At 71.8% G+C, this 21,047-nt stretch carries 19 protein-coding genes and 1 pseudogene; 10 read left to right on the top strand and 10 right to left on the bottom strand.

The features are described 5' to 3' along the window. Positions 1 to 361: 361 nt before the first annotated feature. Positions 362 to 2,149 carry a phosphatidylglycerol lysyltransferase domain-containing protein gene (locus tag ACIGYR_RS24095; protein ID WP_399596612.1) on the top strand — a complete coding sequence of 596 codons (1,788 nt, stop codon included), beginning with the start codon at positions 362 to 364 and terminating at the stop codon, positions 2,147 to 2,149. Here the strand turns inward: ACIGYR_RS24095 and ACIGYR_RS24090 are convergent. The 7 genes and pseudogenes from ACIGYR_RS24090 to ACIGYR_RS24060 form a co-directional block, all read right to left on the bottom strand. Further along, the gene (locus ACIGYR_RS24090; RefSeq protein WP_399596609.1) at positions 2,144 to 2,845 is read right to left on the bottom strand and encodes a hypothetical protein; all 702 of its coding nucleotides are present in this window, start codon (positions 2,843 to 2,845) and stop codon (positions 2,144 to 2,146) included. The two genes, ACIGYR_RS24095 and ACIGYR_RS24090, sit on opposite strands and share 6 nt — an antisense overlap. 324 nt (positions 2,846 to 3,169) lie before the next feature. Continuing rightward, positions 3,170 to 4,606 (bottom strand): ATP-binding protein, encoded by a 1,437-nt coding sequence (locus ACIGYR_RS24085; RefSeq protein WP_399596606.1) that lies wholly within the window; start codon positions 4,604 to 4,606, stop codon positions 3,170 to 3,172. Next, entirely contained in the window at positions 4,607 to 5,329 is a 723-nt protein-coding gene (locus tag ACIGYR_RS24080) for a response regulator transcription factor (protein WP_391848075.1), read from the bottom strand. It lies immediately after the preceding gene. A gap of 481 nt (positions 5,330 to 5,810) precedes the next feature. Further along, positions 5,811 to 6,383 carry an FMN reductase gene (locus ACIGYR_RS24075; protein WP_391848074.1) on the bottom strand — a complete coding sequence of 191 codons (573 nt, stop codon included), beginning with the start codon at positions 6,381 to 6,383 and terminating at the stop codon, positions 5,811 to 5,813. Continuing rightward, entirely contained in the window at positions 6,380 to 7,468 is a 1,089-nt protein-coding gene (locus ACIGYR_RS24070; RefSeq protein ID WP_399596602.1) for an LLM class flavin-dependent oxidoreductase, read from the bottom strand. The genes ACIGYR_RS24075 and ACIGYR_RS24070 overlap by 4 nt, the downstream gene beginning before the upstream one ends. A gap of 245 nt (positions 7,469 to 7,713) precedes the next feature. Continuing rightward, a pseudogene (locus tag ACIGYR_RS24065) lies at positions 7,714 to 8,358 on the bottom strand (zinc-binding dehydrogenase); the annotation flags it as partial. Between the two features lie 126 nt (positions 8,359 to 8,484). Beyond that, positions 8,485 to 9,372: an NADP-dependent oxidoreductase gene (locus ACIGYR_RS24060; RefSeq protein WP_399596600.1), complete on the bottom strand. Its 888-nt coding sequence runs from the start codon at positions 9,370 to 9,372 to the stop codon at positions 8,485 to 8,487. A gap of 135 nt (positions 9,373 to 9,507) precedes the next feature. Between ACIGYR_RS24060 and ACIGYR_RS24055 the strand changes: the two genes are divergently transcribed. Next, the gene (locus ACIGYR_RS24055; RefSeq protein WP_399596598.1) at positions 9,508 to 9,912 is read left to right on the top strand and encodes a winged helix-turn-helix transcriptional regulator; all 405 of its coding nucleotides are present in this window, start codon (positions 9,508 to 9,510) and stop codon (positions 9,910 to 9,912) included. A 23-nt stretch (positions 9,913 to 9,935) separates the two neighbouring features. On the opposite strand, the gene ACIGYR_RS24050 is transcribed toward ACIGYR_RS24055, so the two are convergent. Continuing rightward, positions 9,936 to 10,307 (bottom strand): hypothetical protein, encoded by a 372-nt coding sequence (locus tag ACIGYR_RS24050; RefSeq protein ID WP_399596595.1) that lies wholly within the window; start codon positions 10,305 to 10,307, stop codon positions 9,936 to 9,938. A gap of 237 nt (positions 10,308 to 10,544) precedes the next feature. On the opposite strand from ACIGYR_RS24050, the gene ACIGYR_RS24045 reads away from it, so the two are divergent. From ACIGYR_RS24045 to ACIGYR_RS24030, 4 genes are all read left to right on the top strand, one after another. Next, entirely contained in the window at positions 10,545 to 10,883 is a 339-nt protein-coding gene (locus tag ACIGYR_RS24045; protein ID WP_103817826.1) for a YnfA family protein, read from the top strand. Positions 10,884 to 10,932: 49 nt separating this feature from the next. Then, positions 10,933 to 11,709, top strand: coding sequence for an SDR family NAD(P)-dependent oxidoreductase (locus tag ACIGYR_RS24040; RefSeq protein WP_391848069.1), 777 nt, complete (start codon positions 10,933 to 10,935; stop codon positions 11,707 to 11,709). Next, positions 11,706 to 11,855 carry a hypothetical protein gene (locus ACIGYR_RS24035; protein WP_391848068.1) on the top strand — a complete coding sequence of 50 codons (150 nt, stop codon included), beginning with the start codon at positions 11,706 to 11,708 and terminating at the stop codon, positions 11,853 to 11,855. Before ACIGYR_RS24040 ends, ACIGYR_RS24035 begins: the two co-directional genes overlap by 4 nt. 62 nt (positions 11,856 to 11,917) lie before the next feature. Continuing rightward, positions 11,918 to 12,502 (top strand): TetR/AcrR family transcriptional regulator, encoded by a 585-nt coding sequence (locus ACIGYR_RS24030; protein ID WP_399598562.1) that lies wholly within the window; start codon positions 11,918 to 11,920, stop codon positions 12,500 to 12,502. Between the two features lie 43 nt (positions 12,503 to 12,545). On the opposite strand, the gene ACIGYR_RS24025 is transcribed toward ACIGYR_RS24030, so the two are convergent. Beyond that, on the bottom strand, positions 12,546 to 13,739 hold the full coding sequence (locus tag ACIGYR_RS24025; RefSeq protein ID WP_399596590.1) for an RtcB family protein: 1,194 nt from the start codon (positions 13,737 to 13,739) through the stop codon (positions 12,546 to 12,548). Between the two features lie 215 nt (positions 13,740 to 13,954). On the opposite strand from ACIGYR_RS24025, the gene ACIGYR_RS24020 reads away from it, so the two are divergent. The 3 genes from ACIGYR_RS24020 (at position 13,955) to ACIGYR_RS24010 (ending at position 17,290) form a co-directional block, all read left to right on the top strand. Next, complete coding sequence (locus ACIGYR_RS24020; RefSeq protein ID WP_399596587.1) at positions 13,955 to 14,839, top strand: DUF3558 domain-containing protein; 885 nt, start codon at positions 13,955 to 13,957, stop codon at positions 14,837 to 14,839. A gap of 126 nt (positions 14,840 to 14,965) precedes the next feature. Next, the gene (locus ACIGYR_RS24015) at positions 14,966 to 15,868 is read left to right on the top strand and encodes a DUF3558 family protein (protein WP_399596584.1); all 903 of its coding nucleotides are present in this window, start codon (positions 14,966 to 14,968) and stop codon (positions 15,866 to 15,868) included. A 120-nt stretch (positions 15,869 to 15,988) separates the two neighbouring features. Further along, a complete protein-coding gene (locus ACIGYR_RS24010; RefSeq protein ID WP_399598560.1) occupies positions 15,989 to 17,290 on the top strand; it encodes a DUF2637 domain-containing protein in 1,302 nt (433 codons plus the stop codon). A 92-nt stretch (positions 17,291 to 17,382) separates the two neighbouring features. On the opposite strand, the gene lysS is transcribed toward ACIGYR_RS24010, so the two are convergent. Beyond that, positions 17,383 to 19,122 (bottom strand): lysine--tRNA ligase, encoded by a 1,740-nt coding sequence (gene lysS, locus ACIGYR_RS24005; RefSeq protein WP_399596581.1) that lies wholly within the window; start codon positions 19,120 to 19,122, stop codon positions 17,383 to 17,385. 127 nt (positions 19,123 to 19,249) lie between these two features. Between lysS and argS the strand changes: the two genes are divergently transcribed. Continuing rightward, on the top strand, positions 19,250 to 21,022 hold the full coding sequence (gene argS / locus ACIGYR_RS24000) for an arginine--tRNA ligase (protein WP_391848063.1): 1,773 nt from the start codon (positions 19,250 to 19,252) through the stop codon (positions 21,020 to 21,022). Positions 21,023 to 21,047: the final 25 nt, after the last annotated feature.

The following is a 21,047-nucleotide window of genomic DNA, read 5'->3' as shown; positions in this document are numbered from 1 at the left end:
GGCAGCACGGCAGCGACAACCGAGGCGGCCGGCACGACAGCCGCCGACCGCCAGCTGACAACCACCGACCGGCAGCGGCAGTGCCAGCGGCAGCAACTGACGGTGGCTCCGCTCGGCAAGGGCAACGGCGACGGCAGTCCGCGGATCCGCTCGGCGACGGCAGTTGGCAGTCGGTGGTGGCAGTCGGTGGTGGCAGTCGGTGGTGGCACTCGGTGGTGGCAGTCGGTGGTGGCCCGGTGCGGCGTTGGTCGTCGAGAATGAGACGCTGTGCGCCGGCTGTGCGAATCCCCGTACGCCCGCGCACCGCTCCCTGCAAACCGCAGGGTCTGCGCCGCCCCGTCCCCAAGGGTGACCACTCCTCATGCCCGCACCACAGACGACCCTGGCCCCGCCACGGGTTCCCGCTCCCCGCGGCCCCGGCCGCGCCGTCCGCCTCCTCCCGTCCCCTCTCCGCACCTCCCCCGGCGACGGCCAGCTGCGCGCCCGCGCCGCCACGGCGACCGTCTGGTACCTGCGCCTGCTGGCCGTGCTGAACATCGCGGCGGTCATGTCCCTCCCCTTCCGCGAGGAGGTGCACGAGCACAACGCGGGCGAGTACTTCACCCCGTACCTGGCCACCGCCGGCCTGGGCTCGGCGGCCCTCGCCCTGTTCCTCGCGGTGGTGATGCGCCGCCGTAAGCGAGCCGCCTGGCTGTTCAACCTCCTCCTCGCCGGCTCACTCCTCGGCCTCTACGCCGTCGCCCTGACCCACGCCCCCTACCGCGAACACGCCTTCAACTGGGTTTCCGCCGCCCTCACCGGCCTGTTCGTCGCCGCCCTGCTGATCGGCCGGCGCGAGTTCGACGCCATCGGCGACCGCTCCAACCCGCGCCTGGCCCTCGCCGTCGGCGTGGGCGGCACCCTCGTCAGCGGCGGCCTCGGCACCCTCCTGGCGCACGCGACGAACAAGGTGCCCGGCGCCGCCCTCAAGGACGAGATCGCGTACAGCCTGCTGCGCGGCGTCAGCGTCGGCCCGCTCGCCGACCGCGTCGCCGCCGTCCAGGCCCCGCGCTGGGCGGACATGGTCATCAACATCCTGATGGCCGTCACGTTCCTGCTGGTCCTCTACGCCTGCTTCCGCGCGCCCCGCGGTGCCTGCCTGCTGGCGCCGGAGGACGAGTCCCGGCTGCGCGCCCTGCTGGACCGCCACGGCGACCGCGACTCCCTCGGCTACTTCGCCCTGCGCCGCGACAAGTCCGTCATCTTCTCCCCGAGCGGCAAGGCGGCCATCGCCTACCGGGTCGTCGGCGGGGTCAGCCTCGCCTCCGGCGACCCGCTCGGCGACCCCGAGGCATGGCCCGGCGCCATCGACGCCTGGCTCGCCGAGGCCCGCCGCCACGCCTGGACACCGGCCGTCATGGGGGCCGGCGAGGAGGCCGGTACGGTCTACGCCCGCCACGGCCTGGACGCGCTCGAACTCGGTGACGAGGCCATCGTGGACCTCGCCGACTTCACCCTCGACGGCCGCGCCATGCGCGTGGTCCGCCAGGCCCACAACCGGGTCCGCAGAGCCGGCTACACGGTTCGCATCCGCCGCCACGAGGACATTCCCGCCGAGGAGATGGCCGTCCTGGTGGACCGCGCCGAGCACTGGCGCGACGGCGCCGCCGAACGCGGCTTCTCCATGGCCCTCGGCCGCCTCGGCGACCCGGCCGACGGCCGCTGCGTGATGCTGGAGTGCCGGGACGCGAACGACGAACCGCGCGCCCTGCTCAGCTTCGTCCCCTGGGGAGAGCACGGCCTCTCCCTGGACCTGATGCGCCGCGACCGCTCCTGCGAGAACGGCCTGATGGAGTACATGGTGGTGGAACTCCTGCTCAGGGCGGAGGGGTTGGGGATCGAGCGGGTCTCCCTCAACTTCGCGATGTTCCGCTCGGTCTTCGAGCGCGGTGCCCGGCTCGGCGCGGGACCCGTCCTGCGCGTGTGGCGCTCGACCCTCACCTTCTTCTCCCGTTGGTGGCAGATCGAGTCCCTCTACCGGGCCAACGCCAAGTACCGCCCGGTGTGGGAACCCCGGTTCCTGCTGTTCGCCAAGAGCAGCGACATCCCGAGGATCGGCCTGGCGAGCGCCCGCGCGGAAGGTTTCCTCACGCTGCCCGGCCGCTCATAGGCTCCCGGGCCCGAGGACCGGCGGCGTCACGGACTCGGCGGCGGAGTCGGGGCCGTGGAAGCCGCCGGCACCGTCCGTCCACCCGGGGTCGTAGGCGCACGGCACGGTGGCACTGCCCGTGAAGTACTGCCGCTCCGGGTACCACGTGAAGGACATGCGCTCCCCGCCGTCCCGCTGGACGAACAGCGACCAGTCCTTGTCCTTCCCGCCCTCCTGGTACGACGAGACGTCCCAGCCGTCCTCCTGAAGCCGCCGGTGCAGCCGGCGCAGGCCGGGGACGGCCTGGCTCGCGGGCACGCGATCCAGCGCCCACTCGTGATACATCCGGTAGGCGCCGTCGACCGTCTTGTCCTCCAGCCCCAGCGGACCGCCGTCGTAGCAGTACTCGGCACCCAGCGTGTTCTGCGGGTCGACGCCAATGTCCCCGGCTCCCGGCGGCAGGGTGCGGGTGAACCCCATGGCGCCGTACGCCTCCCGCGAGTCGCGGAAGGCACGGTTCGCCATGTCCTGGGGTTCCACTCTGGGGTAGTCCGTGCCGTTCGAGGCGTTCCACAGGAGCATGCCGACCAGGGCCAGGACCGCGACGAGTACGAGACCGCCGCATCCCGAGCAGCCGAGGCCGAGGGCACGCGCCCCCGAAGCGGTGGGCGCGGGGCCGGCGGCGGGCGGGGCGGTGGGCGGGGTCTCCTCGGGCATACGGCGACGTTATGGCCGCGGGCGCGCCGAGGGGATGAGCGTGCCTACCCGCCCAGCGATAGGTACGCGTACTCAACCGACGGCGGCCCGGCACCCGCCTTCCCGGCACCCCCGGTACCCGCCCGGCACCCAGCTGCCCGGTAGCCGCCCGCCAGGCGCCCGACTGCCCGGCACCCACCACTTCGGCGCCACCTGCCCGGCACCCACCACTTCGGCGCCACCGACCTGGCACCCACCTGCCCGGCGCCCGCCCGCGCGGCCCGCTCGGGCCGCCCGTCAGCTCGTCAGCGCGTGAGCCCGTCAGCTCGTCAGCCCGTCAGCCCGTCAGCCGGAGCCGCCGCCCCCGGTGATCCCGCCCCCGACCGTGAACCCGATGACCGACCCGCCGCCCTCGCGACGGAAGGCGAACGGCGCTCCGCCGTGGGCCATCGCGACCTCGCGCACGATGGACAGGCCGAGACCGGAGCCGGGCTGGGAGCGGGCGTCGGCGGCGCGGTAGAAGCGGTCGAAGATACGGACGAGGTCGCCGGCGGCGATCCCGGGCCCCCGGTCCAGCACATCCACCCGTACCGTGCCCGGCCGGGCCGGCCCGGTGACGACGACCTGGATCGGCGCCTTGCCGTCCGGATCGAACTTGGCCGCGTTCTCGACCAGGTTGGAGATGGCCCGCTGGAGCATCCCGGGCCGCCCGTCGGTCGTCGTGTCACCGCTCGTGCGCAGCACGACGTCCCGGCCGGTACGGCGCCGGGCCAGCCCGACGACGTCCTCGGCGAGATCGGCGAGGTCCACCCGCTGCGGCGGCTCGGCGTCGGACTGCCCGGCGGCGAGGTCGACGAGTTCGTTGACCAGGTCGGTCAGTTCCCGGGCCTCCTGGGACAGGTCGGCGACCAGTTCCTCCCGGGTGGCGGGCGGCAGTTCGTCGATCCGGCGCAGCAGGGAGATGTTGGTGCGCAGGGAGGTCAGCGGCGTGCGCAGTTCATGGCCGGCGTCCTGCACCAGCCTGCGCTGGTCCTCCTCCGACTGCGCGAGCCGCCCCAGCATCCGGTCGAAGGCGCGCCCGAGCCGTCCCACCTCGTCAAGGCCGGCCACCGGCACCTGGATGCCCAGCCGCCGGGTGCGGGCGACGTCCTCGGCGGCGGAGGTGAGGACCACCAGGCGCCGGGTGATCCGCCGGGCCAGCCACCACCCGAACAGCCCGGCCGCCACCACGACCGCCGCCATCAGGATCAGCGTCCGCTGCTGGAGTGCCCGCAGCAGGTCCTCGGTGTCGCTGAACTCCTGCGCCACCTGGACCGCGCCCCGCCCGTCACCGAGCGAGACGGTGGCGATCCGGAACAGGTCCTCGTCCACCCGTACGTCCTTGTGCTGGACGACCTGCCCGGCCGGGCGGGCGACCGCCATCCCCTTGTCCTCGGAGGTGACGGGCAGCACCGGGCTGCCGTGGTCCATGATCTGCCCCCGCACGCCGAGCACCTGGACGTCGGTGCGGGCGGGGCGGACCAGGTCGTGCCCGGGGCGGGAGGAAGAGAAGTCCTCGGGCCCCATCGCGTGCTGCCGTACCTCGTCCCGCACGTCCTGCACGACCTGGTCGAACACCGACTGCTGGTCGACGCGGACGAGCCGTGCGGCGGAGTTGTACGACAGGATGCCGACGAGGATCGTGACGGCCGCGGTGACGGCCGCGAAGGAGACCGCGAAGGTGGTGCGCAGGGAGACCAGCTTCGGCCGGGGCCCGTCCGGCAGCCGCCAGCGGCGGCCCACTCAGTCCTCCCGCAGCACGTAACCCACGCCGCGCACGGTGTGGATCAGCTGGGGGGCGCCGGGTTCGTCCAGCTTGCGGCGCAGGTAGCCGACGTAGACGGCGAGGTTCTTGGAGCCCGGGCCGAAGTCGTAGCCCCAGATGCGGTCGTAGATGGTGGAGTGGTCGAGCACGATGCCCGCGTTGCGCACGAGCAGTTCCAGCAGCTCGAACTCGGTGCGGGTCAGTTCCAGCTCGCGCCGGCGGCGCCAGGCCCGGCGGGCCTGGAGGTCCATGCGGATGCCGGCGGCCTCCAGCTGCCGGTCGGAGACCTGCGCCTCCCGTACGGGTTCCTCGGGGCCGCCGGTGGGGGGTGCCGCGCTGGTGCGGCGCAGCAGCGCGCGCAGCCGGGCGAAGACCTCCTCGACGTCGAACGGCTTGACCACGTAGTCGTCGGCGCCGGCGTCCAGGCCCGCGATGCGGTCGGCGGTCTCCACCAGCGCGGTGAGCATGAGGATCGGGGTGCGGTCGCCCTCGGCGCGCAGGACCCGGCAGACCTGGAGGCCGTCGATGCCCGGCATCATCACGTCCAGGACGAGGACGTCCGGCGGGTTGCGGTGGGCCTGCGCCAGCGCTTCCACGCCGTCGGCGACCGCCGTCACCTCGTACCCCTCCAGCGACAGGGCACGCTCCAGGGCATGACGGATGGCACGGTCGTCTTCGGCGAGCAGCACAGTCTGGGGCACCTCCCCAGTCTGCCAAGACCCCCGTCGGTCCGACCGGCCACGATGGACCGACGATCACCCTTTTTACCGGCCTCTCACCGACCCGACCGAGCCACCACCCCCCGAAACCACCCACCCCCGGCCACCCACCCCAGCCCCCCTCCAGCCGCCCACCCCCACCCAAGCCCCCAACCCCGCCACCCGCCCGAGCCACCCCCACCCGAGACGGCGACCTTTCAGCCGACCGAGCCACCCCCACCCAAGACACCGACCCCGCCAGCCCACCGAGCCACCCCACCCAAGCCCCCAACCCGGCCAGCCCACCGAGCCACCCCCCGAGACGGCGACGTTTCAGCCGACCGAGCCACCCCACCCAAGACGGCGACCTTTCAGCCGACCGAGCCACCCCCACCCAAGACACCGACCCCGCCAGCCCACCGAGCCACCCCCACCCGAGACGGTGACCTTTCAGTCGGCCGAGACGGGTGGGTGGGTGGGCAAATCAGCGCCGCAACGCCGCCAGCTGCTCGGCGAACGGCAGCACCGCCGGCTCTTCCCGCCGCACAGCCAACGGCATCAGCACGGCCAGCTCCCCCGCCGCCCGCTCGACCCGCTCGGGCAACCCCTCCGCGCCCCAGTCCTCGGAGGCGGCGTACACGCCCGTCGGCACGACCACGGCCCGCAGGTGGGCGAACAACGGCCGCAGGGCGTGCTCCAGCACCAGCGAGTGCCGCGCCGTACCACCGGTCGCCGCTATCAGCACCGGCTTGCCGGCCAGCGCGTCCTTGTCGAGCACGTCGAAGAACGACTTGAACAGCCCGCTGTACGACGCGCTGAACACCGGGGTGACGACGATCAGCCCGTCGGCCCCCGCCACCGCGTCCTGCGCGGCGGCCAGGGCCTTACCGGCGAACCCGTTGGTGAAGTTGTGCGCGATCTCGACCGCGAGGTCGCGCAACTCGACCACCTCGATGTCCACCGGCGTCCGCCGGGCCACCGCGGCGGCCAGCCGGTCGGCCAGCAGCCGGGTGGAGGACGGGACGCTCAGTCCCGCCGAGACGACGACGAGCTTCATGCGACGGTCTCCTTCCGCGCTGCGGCCAGCAGGGACTGGTGGGTCGGCGCCTCCGGCACATCCGCCGGGCGCCCGGCGGCGAACTCCTTGCGCAGCACCGGCACGACCTCCTCACCGAGCATGTCGAGCTGTTCCAGTACGGTCTTCAGCGGCAGGCCCGCGTGGTCCATCAGGAACAGCTGGCGCTGGTAGTCACCGGCGTACTCCCGGAAGGACAGCGTCCGCTCGATCACCTGCTGCGGGGAGCCCACGGTCAGCGGGGTCTGCTCGGTGAAGTCCTCCAGCGAGGGTCCGTGGCCGTAGACCGGCGCGTTGTCGAAGTACGGCCGGAACTCCCGCACCGCGTCCTGCGAGTTCCTCCGCATGAACACCTGGCCGCCCAGGCCGACGATCGCCTGCTCGGGCGTTCCGTGCCCGTAGTGGGCGTACCGGTTCCGGTAGAACTCGACCATCCGCTTGGTGTGGTCGGCGGGCCAGAAGATGTTGTTGTGGAAGAAGCCGTCGCCGTAGTACGCGGCCTGCTCGGCGATCTCCGGGGACCGGATGGAGCCGTGCCAGACGAACGGCGGCACGTCGTCCAGCGGGCGGGGCGTCGAGGTGAACCCCTGAAGCGGCGTCCGGAACTTGCCCTCCCAGTCCACGACGTCCTCGTTCCACAGGCGGCGCAGCAGGGCGTAGTTCTCGACGGCGAGGTTGATGCCGTCCCGGATGTCCTTGCCGAACCAGGGGTAGACCGGCCCGGTGTTGCCGCGGCCCATCATCAGGTCCACGCGCCCGTCGGCCAGGTGCTGGAGCATCGCGAAGTCCTCCGCGATCTTCACCGGGTCGTTGGTGGTGATCAGGGTGGTGGAGGTGGAGAGGATCAGCCGCTCCGTCCGGGCCGCTATGTAGCCGAGCATGGTGGTCGGGGACGACGGCACGAAGGGCGGATTGTGGTGCTCGCCGGTCGCGAAGACGTCCAGGCCGACCTCCTCGGCCTTCAGCGCGATGGCGACCATGGCCTTGATCCGCTCGCGCTCGGTCGGAGTGCGCCCCGTGGTGGGGTCCGGCGTGACGTCACCGACCGAAAAGATCCCGAACTGCATGGTCGCTCACCCTCCATGTTGTTGACCGTTCAACTATACCCTGCAACGGTCACCCCACCCCAGGTATTCCGGCCCCCTCCACGCCCCCTTCCCGCCGCCTCCGACAGCACCACCACCCCACCCCGAGGCCGCCTCGGCAGCAGCACCAACCGCCCTCGCAGGCCGCCCGCCCTGCGGCAGCGCCGCCAACCCACCCGCACAGACCACCCGACGCCGGCAGCACCAGCCCACCCACGCAAACCGCCCTACGGCAGCAGCACCAACCGCCCTCGCAGGCCGCCCTCCGCCAGCCGGGCGTGCGCCTTCGCGGCCTCCTCCAGGGCGTAGGTCTCGGCCACCCGCAGGGTCAGCACCCCCTCCTCGACCAGCCGGACCAGCTCCGCCAGCTGCGCCCCGTCCGCGGCCACCTCCACCGCCCCCGTCCGCACCCCGCGCACCGACCCGGGCTGCGCCCCGGGGTGCACACCGATGTACGCACCGCCGTCCCGCACCCACTCCAGGGCCGGTTCGCCGAGCACCGCCGCGTCCAGCACCGCGTCCACGCCGCCCGGAGCGGCCCCGACGGTGAAGCGCGCGGCGCCCAGCGACCGCACCAGCTCCTCGTCGCCCGCCCGGGCCTGTCCGGTCACCTCGATCCCGCGGTGCGCGGCCAGCTGCACGGCGAACCCGCCGACCGCGCCCGCAGCCCCGGTCACCAGCAGGGACGCGCCCGGCGCGAGGTCCAGCAGGTCCAGCGCCTGGAGCGCGGTGAGTCCGTTCAGCGGCAGGGTGCCCGCGTGGACGGCGTCCACCCCGGCCGGTGCCTTCGCCGCCGCGCCCGCGCCCACGACGACGTACTCGGCGTGCGCCCCCAGCGGGTCGGCCACACCCGGGACGAGCGCCACCACCCCACCCCGAGGCCGCCTCGGCAGCAGCACCAACCGCCCTCGCAGGCCGCCCGCCCTGCGGCAGCGCCGCCAACCCACCCGCACAGACCACCCGACGCCGGCAGCACCAGCCCACCCACGCAAACCGCCCTACGGCAGCAGCACCAACCGCCCTCGCAGGCCGCCCTCCGCCAGCCGGGCGTGCGCCTTCGCGGCCTCCTCCAGGGCGTAGGTCTCGGCCACCCGCAGGGTCAGCACCCCCTCCTCGACCAGCCGGACCAGCTCCGCCAGCTGCGCCCCGTCCGCGGCCACCTCCACCGCCCCCGTCCGCACCCCGCGCACCGACCCGGGCTGCGCCCCGGGGTGCACACCGATGTACGCACCGCCGTCCCGCACCCACTCCAGGGCCGGTTCGCCGAGCACCGCCGCGTCCAGCACCGCGTCCACGCCGCCCGGAGCGGCCCCGACGGTGAAGCGCGCGGCGCCCAGCGACCGCACCAGCTCCTCGTCGCCCGCCCGGGCCTGTCCGGTCACCTCGATCCCGCGGTGCGCGGCCAGCTGCACGGCGAACCCGCCGACCGCGCCCGCAGCCCCGGTCACCAGCAGGGACGCGCCCGGCGCGAGGTCCAGCAGGTCCAGCGCCTGGAGCGCGGTGAGTCCGTTCAGCGGCAGGGTGCCCGCGTGGACGGCGTCCACCCCGGCCGGTGCCTTCGCCGCCGCGCCCGCGCCCACGACGACGTACTCGGCGTGCGCCCCCAGCGGGTCGGCCACACCCGGGACGAGCGCCACCACCGGGTCGCCCACCTGCCAGGCGGCGGCCACGCCGACCGCGTCCACGGTCCCGGCCACGTCCCAGCCGAGCCCCAGCGTCTTGCCGGCCCCGCCGAAGAAGCCGGCACGCACCCCGGCGTCCACCGGGTTCAGCGCCCCCGCGGCCACCTTGATCCGCACCTGCCCCGCTCGCGGCTCCGGCACCGGCACCTCCGCGATCTCCACGGCCTCCGGTCCGCCGAACGTCCTCACCACAGCAGCACGCATGACAACTCTCCTCGATCCCCAGGACCGTGACGGTTCGCGCGGCACGTTCCGGCCGCGACACCAACCGTAGGAGAGGTACTATCGAACAGTAAGTAGTTACCTGAGAGTGCGTAGCTGACCCGGAGGGAAGAAACCATGGTGACCACGACCGCGGCCCAGCGCCGCGAACGGGCCCGCGCCGACTACGACGCCTTTCTGCGCGCGTGCCCCACCAACCAGCTCCTCGGCCGGCTCAGCGACAAGTGGGTCAGCCTCGTCGTCGCCGCCCTGACCACCGGCCCCCGGCGCTACAGCGACCTCGGCCGCAAGATCGCCGGCGTCAGCCCGAAGATGCTCACCCAGACCCTGCGCAGCCTGGAGCGGGACGGCATCGTCAGCCGCACGGTCACCCCGTCCGTCCCGGTCCGCGTCGACTACGAGCTCACCCCGCTCGGCACCAGCCTCGCCTGCCTGCTCACCGCCGTGAAGGACTGGGCGGAGAACCACTTCGACGAGGTCCAGGAGGCCCGCGCACGCTACGACACGGAGAACAGCGACTGACGGGCCGCCCTCGCCGAGGGCGTTCAGAAGGCGTACGGGTCGCCCGTGGCCAGGACCAGCACCTCCATCCGGTCGTTGGACCGGTCCCTGTCCAGCACGCCCGAGCTCCACGCCGTGTCGATCTCCAGCGTCACTTCCGGCGTCCGCTCCCGCAGCCGCAGGGGGAGCCGCAGCTGCTCCCCCGCCGCGTCCACGGTCAGCGCCCCGGTCCCGCACAGCACCGTCCGCTCGTCCTCCCGGAGGCACCGGGCGGGCAGCTCCTGCTCGTCGGCCAGCGCCACCGACCAGCGCAGCCGGACCGTGGCGTCCGTGACGGCGGCGGGCCCGTCGTTGCGCGGGGTCAGCCGCACCTCCACCTGGTCCCCGTCCAGCACCACAGTCCCGTGGAGGGTCACATCGGCATCCGGAGCCGGAGCGGCCACCGCGACCCCCGGCGCCAGCACCGCACCGGCACACACCCCGGACAACACCCACGCCCGCATCCGCACGGCCCTCACCACTTCCCGCTCGCGCTCCCGCTGCCGTACGGATGTATGCCACGCGCGCCGCCCGTCAGGCGCCCTCCAACAGGTGACAAGGCCGCCGGACACCGCCGCCCGAGTGCGGCGACGGCCGCGTGGGAAGCTGCCCCCATGCCGATCCTCCGCTCCGCCGCCCTGTTCGTCGTCGCCGCGCTGTTCGAGATCGGCGGCGCCTGGCTGGTCTGGCAGGGCGTACGGGAACACCGGGGCTGGCTGTGGATCACCGGAGGCGTCCTCGCCCTCGGCGCGTACGGCTTCGTCGCCACCTTCCAGCCGGACGCCCACTTCGGCCGCATCCTCGCCGCCTACGGCGGGATCTTCGTCGCCGGCTCGATCCTGTGGGGCGTGGTCGCGGACGGCTACCGCCCCGACCGCTGGGACATCACCGGGGCGCTGATCTGCCTCGCCGGGATGGCCGTCATCATGTGGGCGCCACGGAACGGCGGCTGAGACTCACTTACGCTGGACGAAAGGTCCCGACGCAGTCCCAGGAGCAGCCATGGCCACCGCCGCCCCGTCCGCCGCCTCCCGCATCGCCGTCGTCACCGGCGCGAGCAGCGGCATCGGCGCCGCCACGGCCCGGCAGCTCGCCGAGGCCGGCTACCGCGTCGTCCTCACCGCCCGCCGCAAGGACCGCATCGAGGCCCTGGCGGAGGAGCTGGCCAAGGCCGGGCACTCGGCGTTGGCGTACCAGCTGGACGTGACGGACCGCGCGGCCGTGGACGAGTTCGCCACGGCCTTCAAGACGATCGGTGTCCTGGTCAACAACGCGGGCGGCGCCCTCGGCGCGGACCCGGTGGCCACCGGCGACCCGGCGGACTGGCGCACGATGTACGAGACGAACGTCATCGGCACCCTGAACGTGACGCAGGCCCTGCTGCCGAAGCTGGTGGCGAGCGGTGACGGCGTGGTCGTGGTCGTCTCCTCCACCGCCGGCCACGGCACCTACGAGGGCGGCGGCGGCTATGTGGCCGCCAAGCACGGCTCCCACGTCCTGGCCGAGACCCTCCGCCTGGAGATCGTCGGCCGGCCGGTCCGGGTCATCGAGATCGCCCCCGGCATGGTCAAGACGGACGAGTTCGCGCTGACCCGCTTCGGCGGGGACAAGGAGAAGGCGGAGAAGGTGTACCAGGGTGTCGCCGAGCCCCTCACCGCGGACGACGTCGCCGAGACCATCACCTGGGCGGTGACCCGCCCCAGCCATGTCAACGTCGACCTGCTGGTCCTGCGCCCGCGAGCCCAGGCGTCCAACACCAAGGTGCACCGGGAGTCGTGACGAACGACGACGACTGCCTGGAGAAGCGCCGCCTGGCCCAGGAGACGAAGGACGAACGCCAGGTCTGGTACTTCCTCGCCTACTTCCTCTTCGGCATCCACTTCCTGGCGTTCGTGATGATCTACGCGGTACGGCACGCGAAGTAGCGCGCCGGCCCACCGCCTCGCCCTCTCGGGCCCTGTCTATGGTCAGTCAGGTGACAAACTCAGTGGAGCGGCGGGTACGGGCGTCGCAGAAGCGCCAACGGCTCACCGCGGCGGCGGCCCGGGTCCTGCACGAGCAGGGGATGGAGCGGACCACGCTCGCCGACATCGCGCGGGAGGCCGGCGTACCGGTAGGGAACGTCTACTACTACTTCAAGACCAAGGACGAGCTGGTCCGGGCGGCACTGGCGGAGCACCGCACCCGCCTGGACGAACTCACCGGCCGGCTCGGCCGGTTGCCGGATCCGCGCGACCGCCTCAAGGGCCTGGTCGAGGCATGGGTCGCCCGACGCGAGAGCGCCGCCCGGTACGGCTGCCCCATCGGCACCCTGGCCGTCGAACTCGGCAAGCGCACGGACGGCACACTGGACGCGGAGGCCGGCGCGGTGCTCCGCCGCCTGCTGGACTGGACGGCCGCCCAGTTCCGCGCCCTGAACCTGCCCGCCCCCGACGACCTCGCCCTGACCCTGGTCTCCGGCTACCAGGGCATGTCCCTCTTGGCCAACGCCCTGCGCGAGCCGGACATCGTGAGCCGCGAGAGCGAACGCCTGCTGCGCTGGCTGGACTCGCTCCAGCCGGTGCACGAGTGACCCGCAAGGGCGCGGCGAACACGCGCCACGCCCCTCACCGCGCCTAGCCCTTCACACAGACGACCTGCCGCAGCTTCGCGACGACCTGCACCAGGTCCCGCTGCTGGTCGATGACCTGGTCGATCGACTTGTAGGCGCCCGGGATCTCGTCCACGACACCGGAGTCCTTGCGGCACTCCACGCCCCGGGTCTGCTCCTCCAGGTCCTTGGTCGTAAAGCGCCGCTTGGCGGCGTTCCGGCTCATCCGCCGGCCCGCGCCGTGCGAGGCCGAGTTGAAGGACAGCTCGTTGCCCAGGCCCTTCACGATGTACGAACCCGTGCCCATCGAGCCCGGGATGATCCCGTACTCGCCGGAACCGGCCCGGATCGCGCCCTTACGGGTCACGAGCAGGTCCATGCCCTCGTACCGCTCCTCCGCCACGTAGTTGTGGTGGCAGGAGATCTCCGGCTCGAAGAGCGGCTTCGCCTTCCTGAACTCCTTGCGGACCACGTCCTTCAGGAGCGCCATCATGAGCGTGCGGTTGTACTTGGCGTACTCCTGCGCCCAGAACAGGTCGTTGCGGTAGGCCGCCATCTGCGGAGTGTCCGACACGAAGACGGCGAGGTCGCGGTCGACCAGGCCCTGGTTGTGCGGGAGCTTCTGCGCCACGCCGATGTGGTGCTCGGCGAGTTCCTTGCCGATGTTCCGGGACCCGGAGTGCAGCATGAGCCACACGGCACCGGACGAGTCTATGCAGACTTCAACAAAGTGATTTCCCGAGCCGAGGGTTCCCATCTGCGTGACCGCGCGCTCGCGCCGGAACTTGACCGCGTCCGCCACTCCGTCGAACCGCTTCCAGAAGTCGTCCCACCCCGCCGTGGGCAGCCCATGGAAGGAGCCGGGCTCGACGGGATCACCGTGCGCCCCCCGCCCCACCGGAATGGCCTGTTCGATCTTCGAGCGGAGGCGGGACAGGTCCCCCGGGAGGTCGTTCGCGGTCAGCGACGTCTTCACCGCCGACATTCCGCAGCCGATGTCCACACCCACCGCCGCCGGGCACACGGCGCCCCGCATCGCGATGACCGAGCCGACCGTCGCGCCCTTGCCGTAGTGCACGTCCGGCATCACCGCCAGGCCCTTGATCCACGGCAGGGTCGCCACGTTCTGGAGCTGGCGCAGAGCCACGTCCTCGACCGCCGCCGGATCCGCCCACATGCGGATCGGGACCTTGGCGCCCGGCATCTCCACGTACGACATATCTTCCTCATTCCCCCGAAAGCAACAACAAAAGTCTTGAAGGCAGCAAAACGCAAAAGCCACGCCAAGGTCGATGAAAAGGGACGGGGGACCGGCGTCCACGGCAGTGCGTGCGATACACATTGTCTCCAGGGGGCGCCCCGCCGCGGCAAGCGAATAACAGGCGGGGACACTGGAGCACCGAGCGAGCACAGACCGTCGAGAGGAGCCCGACCGTGCAGCGGAAGGCGTACGTAACCGGCACCGCCGCCCTCCTCGCGGCGCTGCTGGCCGGCTGTACGAGCGGCTCCACGGACGACGGCGCCAACCCGGACGACGCCAACCCGGGCAGCGCCGGCACGGCCACGGTCGCCGCGCAGCCCGGCAAGTACCACACGCTCCCCGAACCCTGCGGCGCGGTCGGCCACGACGCCCTGGACTCGCTGCTGCCCGGTATCCAGCAGATCGCCGACCCCGCCCAGCGGGACCAGGCGTACCGGGGCGAGGCCACGCTCACCTACGACACCGACCGCAAGGTCGGCTGCCACTGGAAGGTCGAGTCGGCCGGCGCCACGGACCGCCTCTCCGTCGACTTCGAGCGCGTGGTGTCGTACGACAACATGGTCAGCGACGACGACCAGGCGCAGAAGCTGTACCAGGAGAAGCAGACGGCCGCCGACCTCCCGGCGCCGAGCGCCTCCTCGTCAACCCCCCAGTCCCCGGCACCGACGTCGTCCTCGAAGGACTCCCCCAGCGGGGCCGCCTCCTCGCCCGCGTCCGATCCGTCGTCGACGTCGCCGAAGTCGTCGGCCTCCTCGGAGCCTTCGGGGTCTTCCTCCGGGGCCTCGGGGTCCTCGGAGTCCGGCGCCCCGGCCGCCGAGCTACAGCCCCGCACGCTCACCGATCTCGGTGACGAGGCGTATCTGGACGACCAGGCGAACACGTCCGGTTCGACGGCCGAACAGCGGACGGTCACTGTGGTGTTCCGCACGTCCAACGTCGTCGTCACCCTCGAGTACGAGGAGCAGCCGACGGCCACCGGAACGGTCCCGGACAGCGAGGAAATGCAGGACAGGGCCCGTAATCTGGCCGCACAACTGGCCGACACGCTGGGCGGCTGACGGCTTCGCCGACCGCACCGGCCCCCGCCCGCAAAGCACCCGAACGGAAGCCGCACAGCTCCCTCACCGCGTACCGTGGCCCCGCAGGAACCCGCACGAACACCGAGCGTCACGAGTGAAGGAACCATGCAGCGAGCAGCCCAGCGAGACGACCGTGCCCACGCCCAGCGAGTCAAGCGCCTGCGCCGCGCCCTTGTCTGCGCGGCAGCCGTTCCCGCGGTCCTGATCACCGCCGCCTGCTCCTCGGACTCCGGCGACTCCAAGGCCAAGTCCGGTCAGGAGAGCACCCAGCCGACCACGGGCGGCACTTCGCAGCCCTCGGCGAGCGCGTCCCCGACCGTGCGGGCCGCCGCGTACCAGAAGCTTCCCGAGCCGTGCTCGGCGCTGTCGAAGAAGACCCTGACCGATCTGGTCCCGCAGGGCGCGAAGTCGGGCAAGAAGGGCAGCTCGGACGATCCGTCGTCGCGCGCCTCGTGCTCCTGGAACAGCCTGGACAACAACGGTGTCAAAGGCTCGCAGTTCCGCTGGCTGAACGTCTCCCTGCTCCGCTTCGACTCGGACACCGCCCGGGGCGCCGGCGACGACCAGGCGCACACGTACTACTCCCAGCAGGTCAAGGACGCCCAGTCGGTGGACGGCGCCAAGAACCCCAAGGTCGTGCCGCTGTCCGGGACGGGCTCGGAGGCGACGACGGTGCGCTACGACCTGAAGAAGAAGGAAGGTCTGTTCAAGCAGCAGACGGTCGTCGCCCGGGTGGAGAACGTCGTGGTCACCGTGGACTACAACGGCGCCGGTCTCGCGGGCGAGAAGACCCCCGACGCCGACGATCTGGCGAAGGACGCGCAGAATGCGCTGAAGGAGATCGTGGCCGCGGTCTCGTCGGCCAACGGCAAGGGCGACGGGGCGACTTCGCCGACGACGGAGCCGGCCTCGCCCTCGAAGTCGGCGTCGAAGTCCGCCTCCAAGGCCCCGTCCAAGTCGTCCTCCTCCAGCGCATCTCCGTCCAAGTCGGCCGTGAAGAAGAGCTGACCGGAGGGCCGTAGGGGCTGACCGGCAGCGCGTTCGCCGCACACGTGTGCCACCCTGTTGCGCGCAACAACACGCAATGGGAGGGGAGTACGAGTGGCAGCGCCACTGCAGCTGACTCGGATGCACCGCGTACTCATCGGCGTGGTCGTGACCGGCGCGTTGATCATCGCCGGCATCGGCTTCGCCGGTTCGTACGCGGCCGTGCGAGAGCTGGCCATCAAAAAGGGTTTCGGGAACTTCTCCTACGTGTTCCCGGTGGGTATCGACGCGGGCATCTGTGTCCTTCTCGCCCTTGATCTGCTGCTGACCTGGATTCGCATCCCCTTCCCGCTCCTCCGCCAGACGGCGTGGCTGCTGACGGCGGCGACGATCGCCTTCAACGGCGCCGCCGCCTGGCCGGACCCGCTGGGTGTGGGCATGCACGCGGTGATCCCGGTCCTCTTCGTCGTGGCGGTGGAGGCCGCCCGCCACGCCATCGGCCGCATAGCCGACATCACCGCCGACAAGCATATGGACGGGGTCCGCCTCACCCGCTGGCTCCTCTCCCCGGTCCCCACGTTCCTCCTGTGGCGCCGCATGAAGCTGTGGGAGCTGCGCTCCTACGAGCAGGTCATCAAGATGGAGCAGGAACGTCTCGTCTACCAGGCGAGGCTGCAGAGCCGCTTCGGCCGGGCCTGGCGCCGCAAGGCTCCGGTGGAGTCGCTGATGCCGCTGAGGCTGGCCAGGTACGGCGTCCCGCTGGCGGAGACGGCCCCGGCGGGCCTGGCGGCGGCGGGCATCGATCCGGCGCTGGTGCCCACGGCGCCCCGACAGCCGCAGCTCGTGGCGGCCGGCGCCACCATGCCGGGCGGGGCCGCCACGCCGAGCGGGGCCGCCACGCCGGGCGGGGCCGCCGCCGCGGTCGCCGGCGGGCGTGCCGCTGAGTCGGCGGCCGTCCCCGCGCAGGCGGCACCTGCCGGCGGGCAGTACCCGGGCGAACCCCCGGTGGACGAGGAGAGCCCCTGGTTCCAGGCTCAGCGCGAGATCGAGTACCACGGCGGGTACGACCCCGCCTACGAACCGCCCCCGGAGCCTCAGTACGAGCCCGAGGAGCAGTACGAGGACTGGTACGAGGACCAGCCCCCGCAGCAGTTCCAGCAGCCCTCCCCGGAGGAGACGGGCAGCTTTCCCATCCCGGTGAGCCGGACCCGCACCCGGGAGCTCGGGGGAGGCGGCGGGGTGCCGGAGCCGAATCCGACCGAGGACGACTTCTACCAGGTCTTCCGCAAGTCGATAGACGGCAGTTTCCCCACGCCGCACCAGTTCGGCGAGGCGGTGGAGGCGACGTACGGCCTCACGCTCCCGGTGCGTGAGACGGACCGCATGGTCAACCGTTTCACCAACCGTTTCAACGCGGAACTGGAAGAGGACCACATCGCGTGACGGCATGAGAAAGGGGGCCCTCCCGGAAGGAGGGCCCCCTTTGCCGTGCGGCTGCTGCGGGCTCACGCCCGCTCGCTCGGCCTCACCCGGCCTTACTCACCGAGCAGCTTGCGTACCCGGTCCTGGCCGACCGCGAGCAGCAGCGTGGGCAGCCGGGGACCGGTGTCCCGGCCGACGAGCAGGTGGTACAGCAGGGCGAAGAACGTCCGCTGAGCCGTCTTGATCTCGGCCGGCAGCTCCTTCGGCGTGGCGTCGGCGGAGAACCCGGCCTGCACCTTCGGCACGCCGTACACGAGGTGCGTCAGCCCGTCGAGCGACCAGTGCTCGGCCAGCCCGTCGAGCAGCAGCCGCACCGACTGCGCGGACGCCTCGTCGAGCGACTTCAGCAGCTCCCCGTCCGGCTCGTCCCGCACGATGGTCCGCTGGTCGGCGGCCACGTGCGTGTTGATCCACGCCTCGGCCTTGTCGTACCGCGGACGGACCTCGTCCAGCGAGCCCAGCGGCTGCTCCGGGTCCAGCTCGGAGAGGATCCGCAGCGCCTGGTCCCCGTGCCCGGCGGTGATGTCGGCGACGGAGGCGAGCGTGCGGTACGGCAGCGGACGAGGCGTCCTCGGCAGCTCACCGGCGGCGGTGCCCACGGCACGGGTGTACGCGGCCACGTCGCCCGGCAGGGCGGAGCCGTCGGCGACCTTCCCCGCCAGCTTGTCCCACTCGTCGTAGAGCCGCTGGATCTCCTGGTCGAAGGCGATCTTGAAGGACTGGTTGGGCCTGCGGCGGGCATACAGCCAGCGCAGCAGCTGCGGCTCCATGATCTTCAGCGCGTCGGCCGGGGTCGGCACGCCACCGCGCGAGGACGACATCTTCGCCATGCCGCTGATACCCACGAAGGCGTACATGGGGCCGATGGGCTGCTTGCCCCCGAAGATGCCGACGATCTGCCCGCCCACCTGGAAGGAGGATCCCGGGGACGAGTGGTCGACGCCGCTCGGCTCGAAGATCACGCCCTCGTACGCCCAGCGCATCGGCCAGTCGACCTTCCAGACCAGCTTGCCGCGGTTGAACTCGCTGAGCCGGACGGTCTCGGCGAAGCCGCAGGCGGTGCAGGTGTACGCCAGCTCGGTGCTGTCGTCGTCGTAGGAGGTGACCGTCGTCAGGTCCTTCTCGCAGTTGCCGCAGTACGGCTTGTACGGGAAGTACCCGGCGGAGCCGGAGCTGCCGTCGTCCTCGGCCGCGGCGCCCGAGCCCTCCTCGGCCTCCAGCTCGGCCTCGTCGACGGCCTTCTGCTGGGGCTTCTTGGCCTTCGGCTTGGTCCGGTACTGGGCGAGGATCGCGTCGATGTCGCCGCGGTGCTTCATCGCGTGCAGGATCTGCTCGCGATAGACACCGGAGGTGTACTGCGCGGTCTGGCTGATCCCGTCGAACTCCACGCCCAGCTCGGCCAGCGACTCGACCATCGCGGCCTTGAAGTGCTCGGCCCAGTTCGGGTGGGCCGAGCCCTGCGGTGCCGGGACCGAGGTCAGCGGCTTGCCGATGTGCTCGGCCCAGGACTCGTCGACGCCCGCGATGCCGGCCGGGACCTTGCGGTAGCGGTCGTAGTCGTCCCAGGAGATCAGGTGCCGGACCTGGTGGCCGCGGCGGCGGATCTCGTCGGCGACGAGGTGCGGGGTCATGACCTCGCGGAGGTTTCCGAGATGGATCGGACCGGAGGGGGAAAGTCCGGACGCGACGACGACCGGTTTGCCCGGGGCCCGGCGCTCCGACTCTTCGATGACCTCATCCGCGAAACGGGAGACCCAGTCGGTGGTCTCGGTGCTCTGAGCCACGATCGGCACGTCCTTCTTTCTGAACGGGGTGACACCCCATTCTCACAGACCGTGCGGCGACCGGGAAAACGGCTTTACCCCCCATGGGATACTGGCCGGGACCATCCGCCCCACGAGGAGAACGGCACCCATTCCTATGGCCTCGGTCACGTCCCTCAGCGACAACGTCCGGCAGCACCTCGCGTCCGCCCTCTCGGCCACCCTGCCGGAGGCCGCCGGCGCGGACCCGCTGCTGCGACGAAGCGACCGGGCCGACTTCCAGGCCAACGGCGTCCTGGCCCTGGCCAAGAAGGCGAAGGCGAACCCCCGGGAACTGGCGGCCCAGGTCGTCGCCCAGGTGGTGACGGGTGACCTGATCCAGGACATCGAGGTCTCCGGCCCCGGCTTCCTCAACATCACGATCGCGGACCGGGCGATCACCGAGAACCTGGCCGCGCGGTACGCGGACGAGGCGGGCCGCCTCGGCGTGCCGACCGCTGCGAACCCGGGCACGACGGTGATCGACTACGCCCAGCCGAACGTGGCCAAGGAGATGCACGTCGGCCATCTGCGCTCGGCGGTGATCGGCGACGCGGTCGTCCAGCTCCTCGAGTTCACCGGCGAGAACGTGGTCCGGCGCCACCACATCGGCGACTGGGGCACCCAGTTCGGCATGCTCATCCAGTACCTGGACGAGCACCCGCACGAGCTGGACCACAAGGACGCCCAGGTGACCGGCGAGGAGGCGATGTCGAACCTCGACCGCCTCTACAAGGCCGCGCGGAAGAAGTTCGACTCCGACGAGGAGTTCAAGACGCGGGCCCGCCGCCGGGTGGTCGACCTCCAGGCCGGCGACCCGCACACGCTGGCCACCTGGCAGAAGTTCGTGGACGAGTCGAAGATCTACTTCTTCTCCGTCTTCGAGAAGCTGGACATGGAGGTCCGGGACGCCGACATCGTCGGCGAGTCCGGCTACAACGACATGCTGGCCGAGACCTGCCGTCTGCTGGAGGAGTCGGGCGTCGCGGTCCGCTCCGAGGGCGCCCTGTGCGTCTTCTTCGACGACATCAAGGGCCCGGACGGCAACCCGGTCCCGCTGATCGTGCAGAAGTCCGACGGCGGCTACGGCTACGCGGCCACCGACCTCTCCGCGATCCGCGACCGTGTCTTCCACCTCAAGGCGAACACCCTCCTCTACGTGGTGGACGCCCGGCAGGCCCTGCACTTCCGGATGGTCTTCGAGACGGCGCGGCGGGCCGGCTGGCTCAACGAGGACGTCACGGCGACGCAACTGGCGTTCGGCACGGTCCTCGGCAAGGACGGCAAGCCGTTCAAGACGCGTGCGGGCGAGACGGTCAAACTGCAGGACCTGCTGGACGAGGCCGTCGAGCGGGCCACGGCGGTGGTGCGCGAGAAGGCCGAGAAGGTGGGCCTGACCGAGCAGGAGATCACGGAGAACGGCCGCTACGTCGGCATCGGCGCGGTCAAGTACGCGGACCTTTCCACCTCCGCCGTGCGGGACTACAAGTTCGACCTGGACCAGATGGTCTCGCTCAACGGCGACACGTCCGTCTACCTCCAGTACGCCTACGCCCGGATCCGGTCCATCCTGCGCAAGGCGGGCGAGGCCCGCCCGGTGCCCCACCCGGAGCTGGCCCTGGCCCCGGCGGAACGCGCCCTGGGCCTGCACCTGGACCGGTTCGCCGAGACGGTCCTGGAGGTGGCGGCGGACTACGAGCCGCACAAGCTGGCCGCGTACCTCTACCAGCTGGCGTCGCACCTGACGACGTTCTACGACCAGTGCCAGGTGCTGTCCGCCGACAACCCGGCCGAGGTCGTGGAGAACCGTCTGTTCCTGGTGGACCTCACGGCCCGCACCCTGCACCAGGGCATGGCCCTGCTGGGCATCAGGACGCCCGACAGGCTCTGACCGAGCGGCACGCGCAACGTACGGC

Source organism: Streptomyces sp. NPDC053076 (assembly GCF_044546845.1).
Classification (GTDB): Bacteria; Actinomycetota; Actinomycetes; order Streptomycetales; family Streptomycetaceae; genus Streptomyces.
Note: the sequence above shows the minus strand (reverse complement) of the source record. Positions and strands in the feature narration are given on the sequence as shown.

Bases quoted from the DNA above. Each gene is read 5' to 3' on its own strand.
- ACIGYR_RS24095 (WP_399596612.1), top strand. From the start codon at position 362: ATGCCCGCACCACAGACGACCCTGGCCCCGCCACGGGTTCCCGCTCCC.
- ACIGYR_RS24090 (WP_399596609.1), bottom strand. From the start codon at position 2,845: ATGCCCGAGGAGACCCCGCCCACCGCCCCGCCCGCCGCCGGCCCCGCG.
- ACIGYR_RS24075 (WP_391848074.1), bottom strand. From the start codon at position 6,383: ATGAAGCTCGTCGTCGTCTCGGCGGGACTGAGCGTCCCGTCCTCCACC.
- ACIGYR_RS24070 (WP_399596602.1), bottom strand. From the start codon at position 7,468: ATGCAGTTCGGGATCTTTTCGGTCGGTGACGTCACGCCGGACCCCACC.
- ACIGYR_RS24060 (WP_399596600.1), bottom strand. From the start codon at position 9,372: ATGCGTGCTGCTGTGGTGAGGACGTTCGGCGGACCGGAGGCCGTGGAG.
- ACIGYR_RS24055 (WP_399596598.1), top strand. From the start codon at position 9,508: ATGGTGACCACGACCGCGGCCCAGCGCCGCGAACGGGCCCGCGCCGAC.
- ACIGYR_RS24045 (WP_103817826.1), top strand. From the start codon at position 10,545: ATGCCGATCCTCCGCTCCGCCGCCCTGTTCGTCGTCGCCGCGCTGTTC.
- ACIGYR_RS24040 (WP_391848069.1), top strand. From the start codon at position 10,933: ATGGCCACCGCCGCCCCGTCCGCCGCCTCCCGCATCGCCGTCGTCACC.
- ACIGYR_RS24025 (WP_399596590.1), bottom strand. From the start codon at position 13,739: ATGTCGTACGTGGAGATGCCGGGCGCCAAGGTCCCGATCCGCATGTGG.
- ACIGYR_RS24015 (WP_399596584.1), top strand. From the start codon at position 14,966: ATGCAGCGAGCAGCCCAGCGAGACGACCGTGCCCACGCCCAGCGAGTC.
- ACIGYR_RS24010 (WP_399598560.1), top strand. From the start codon at position 15,989: ATGCACCGCGTACTCATCGGCGTGGTCGTGACCGGCGCGTTGATCATC.
- argS (WP_391848063.1), top strand. From the start codon at position 19,250: ATGGCCTCGGTCACGTCCCTCAGCGACAACGTCCGGCAGCACCTCGCG.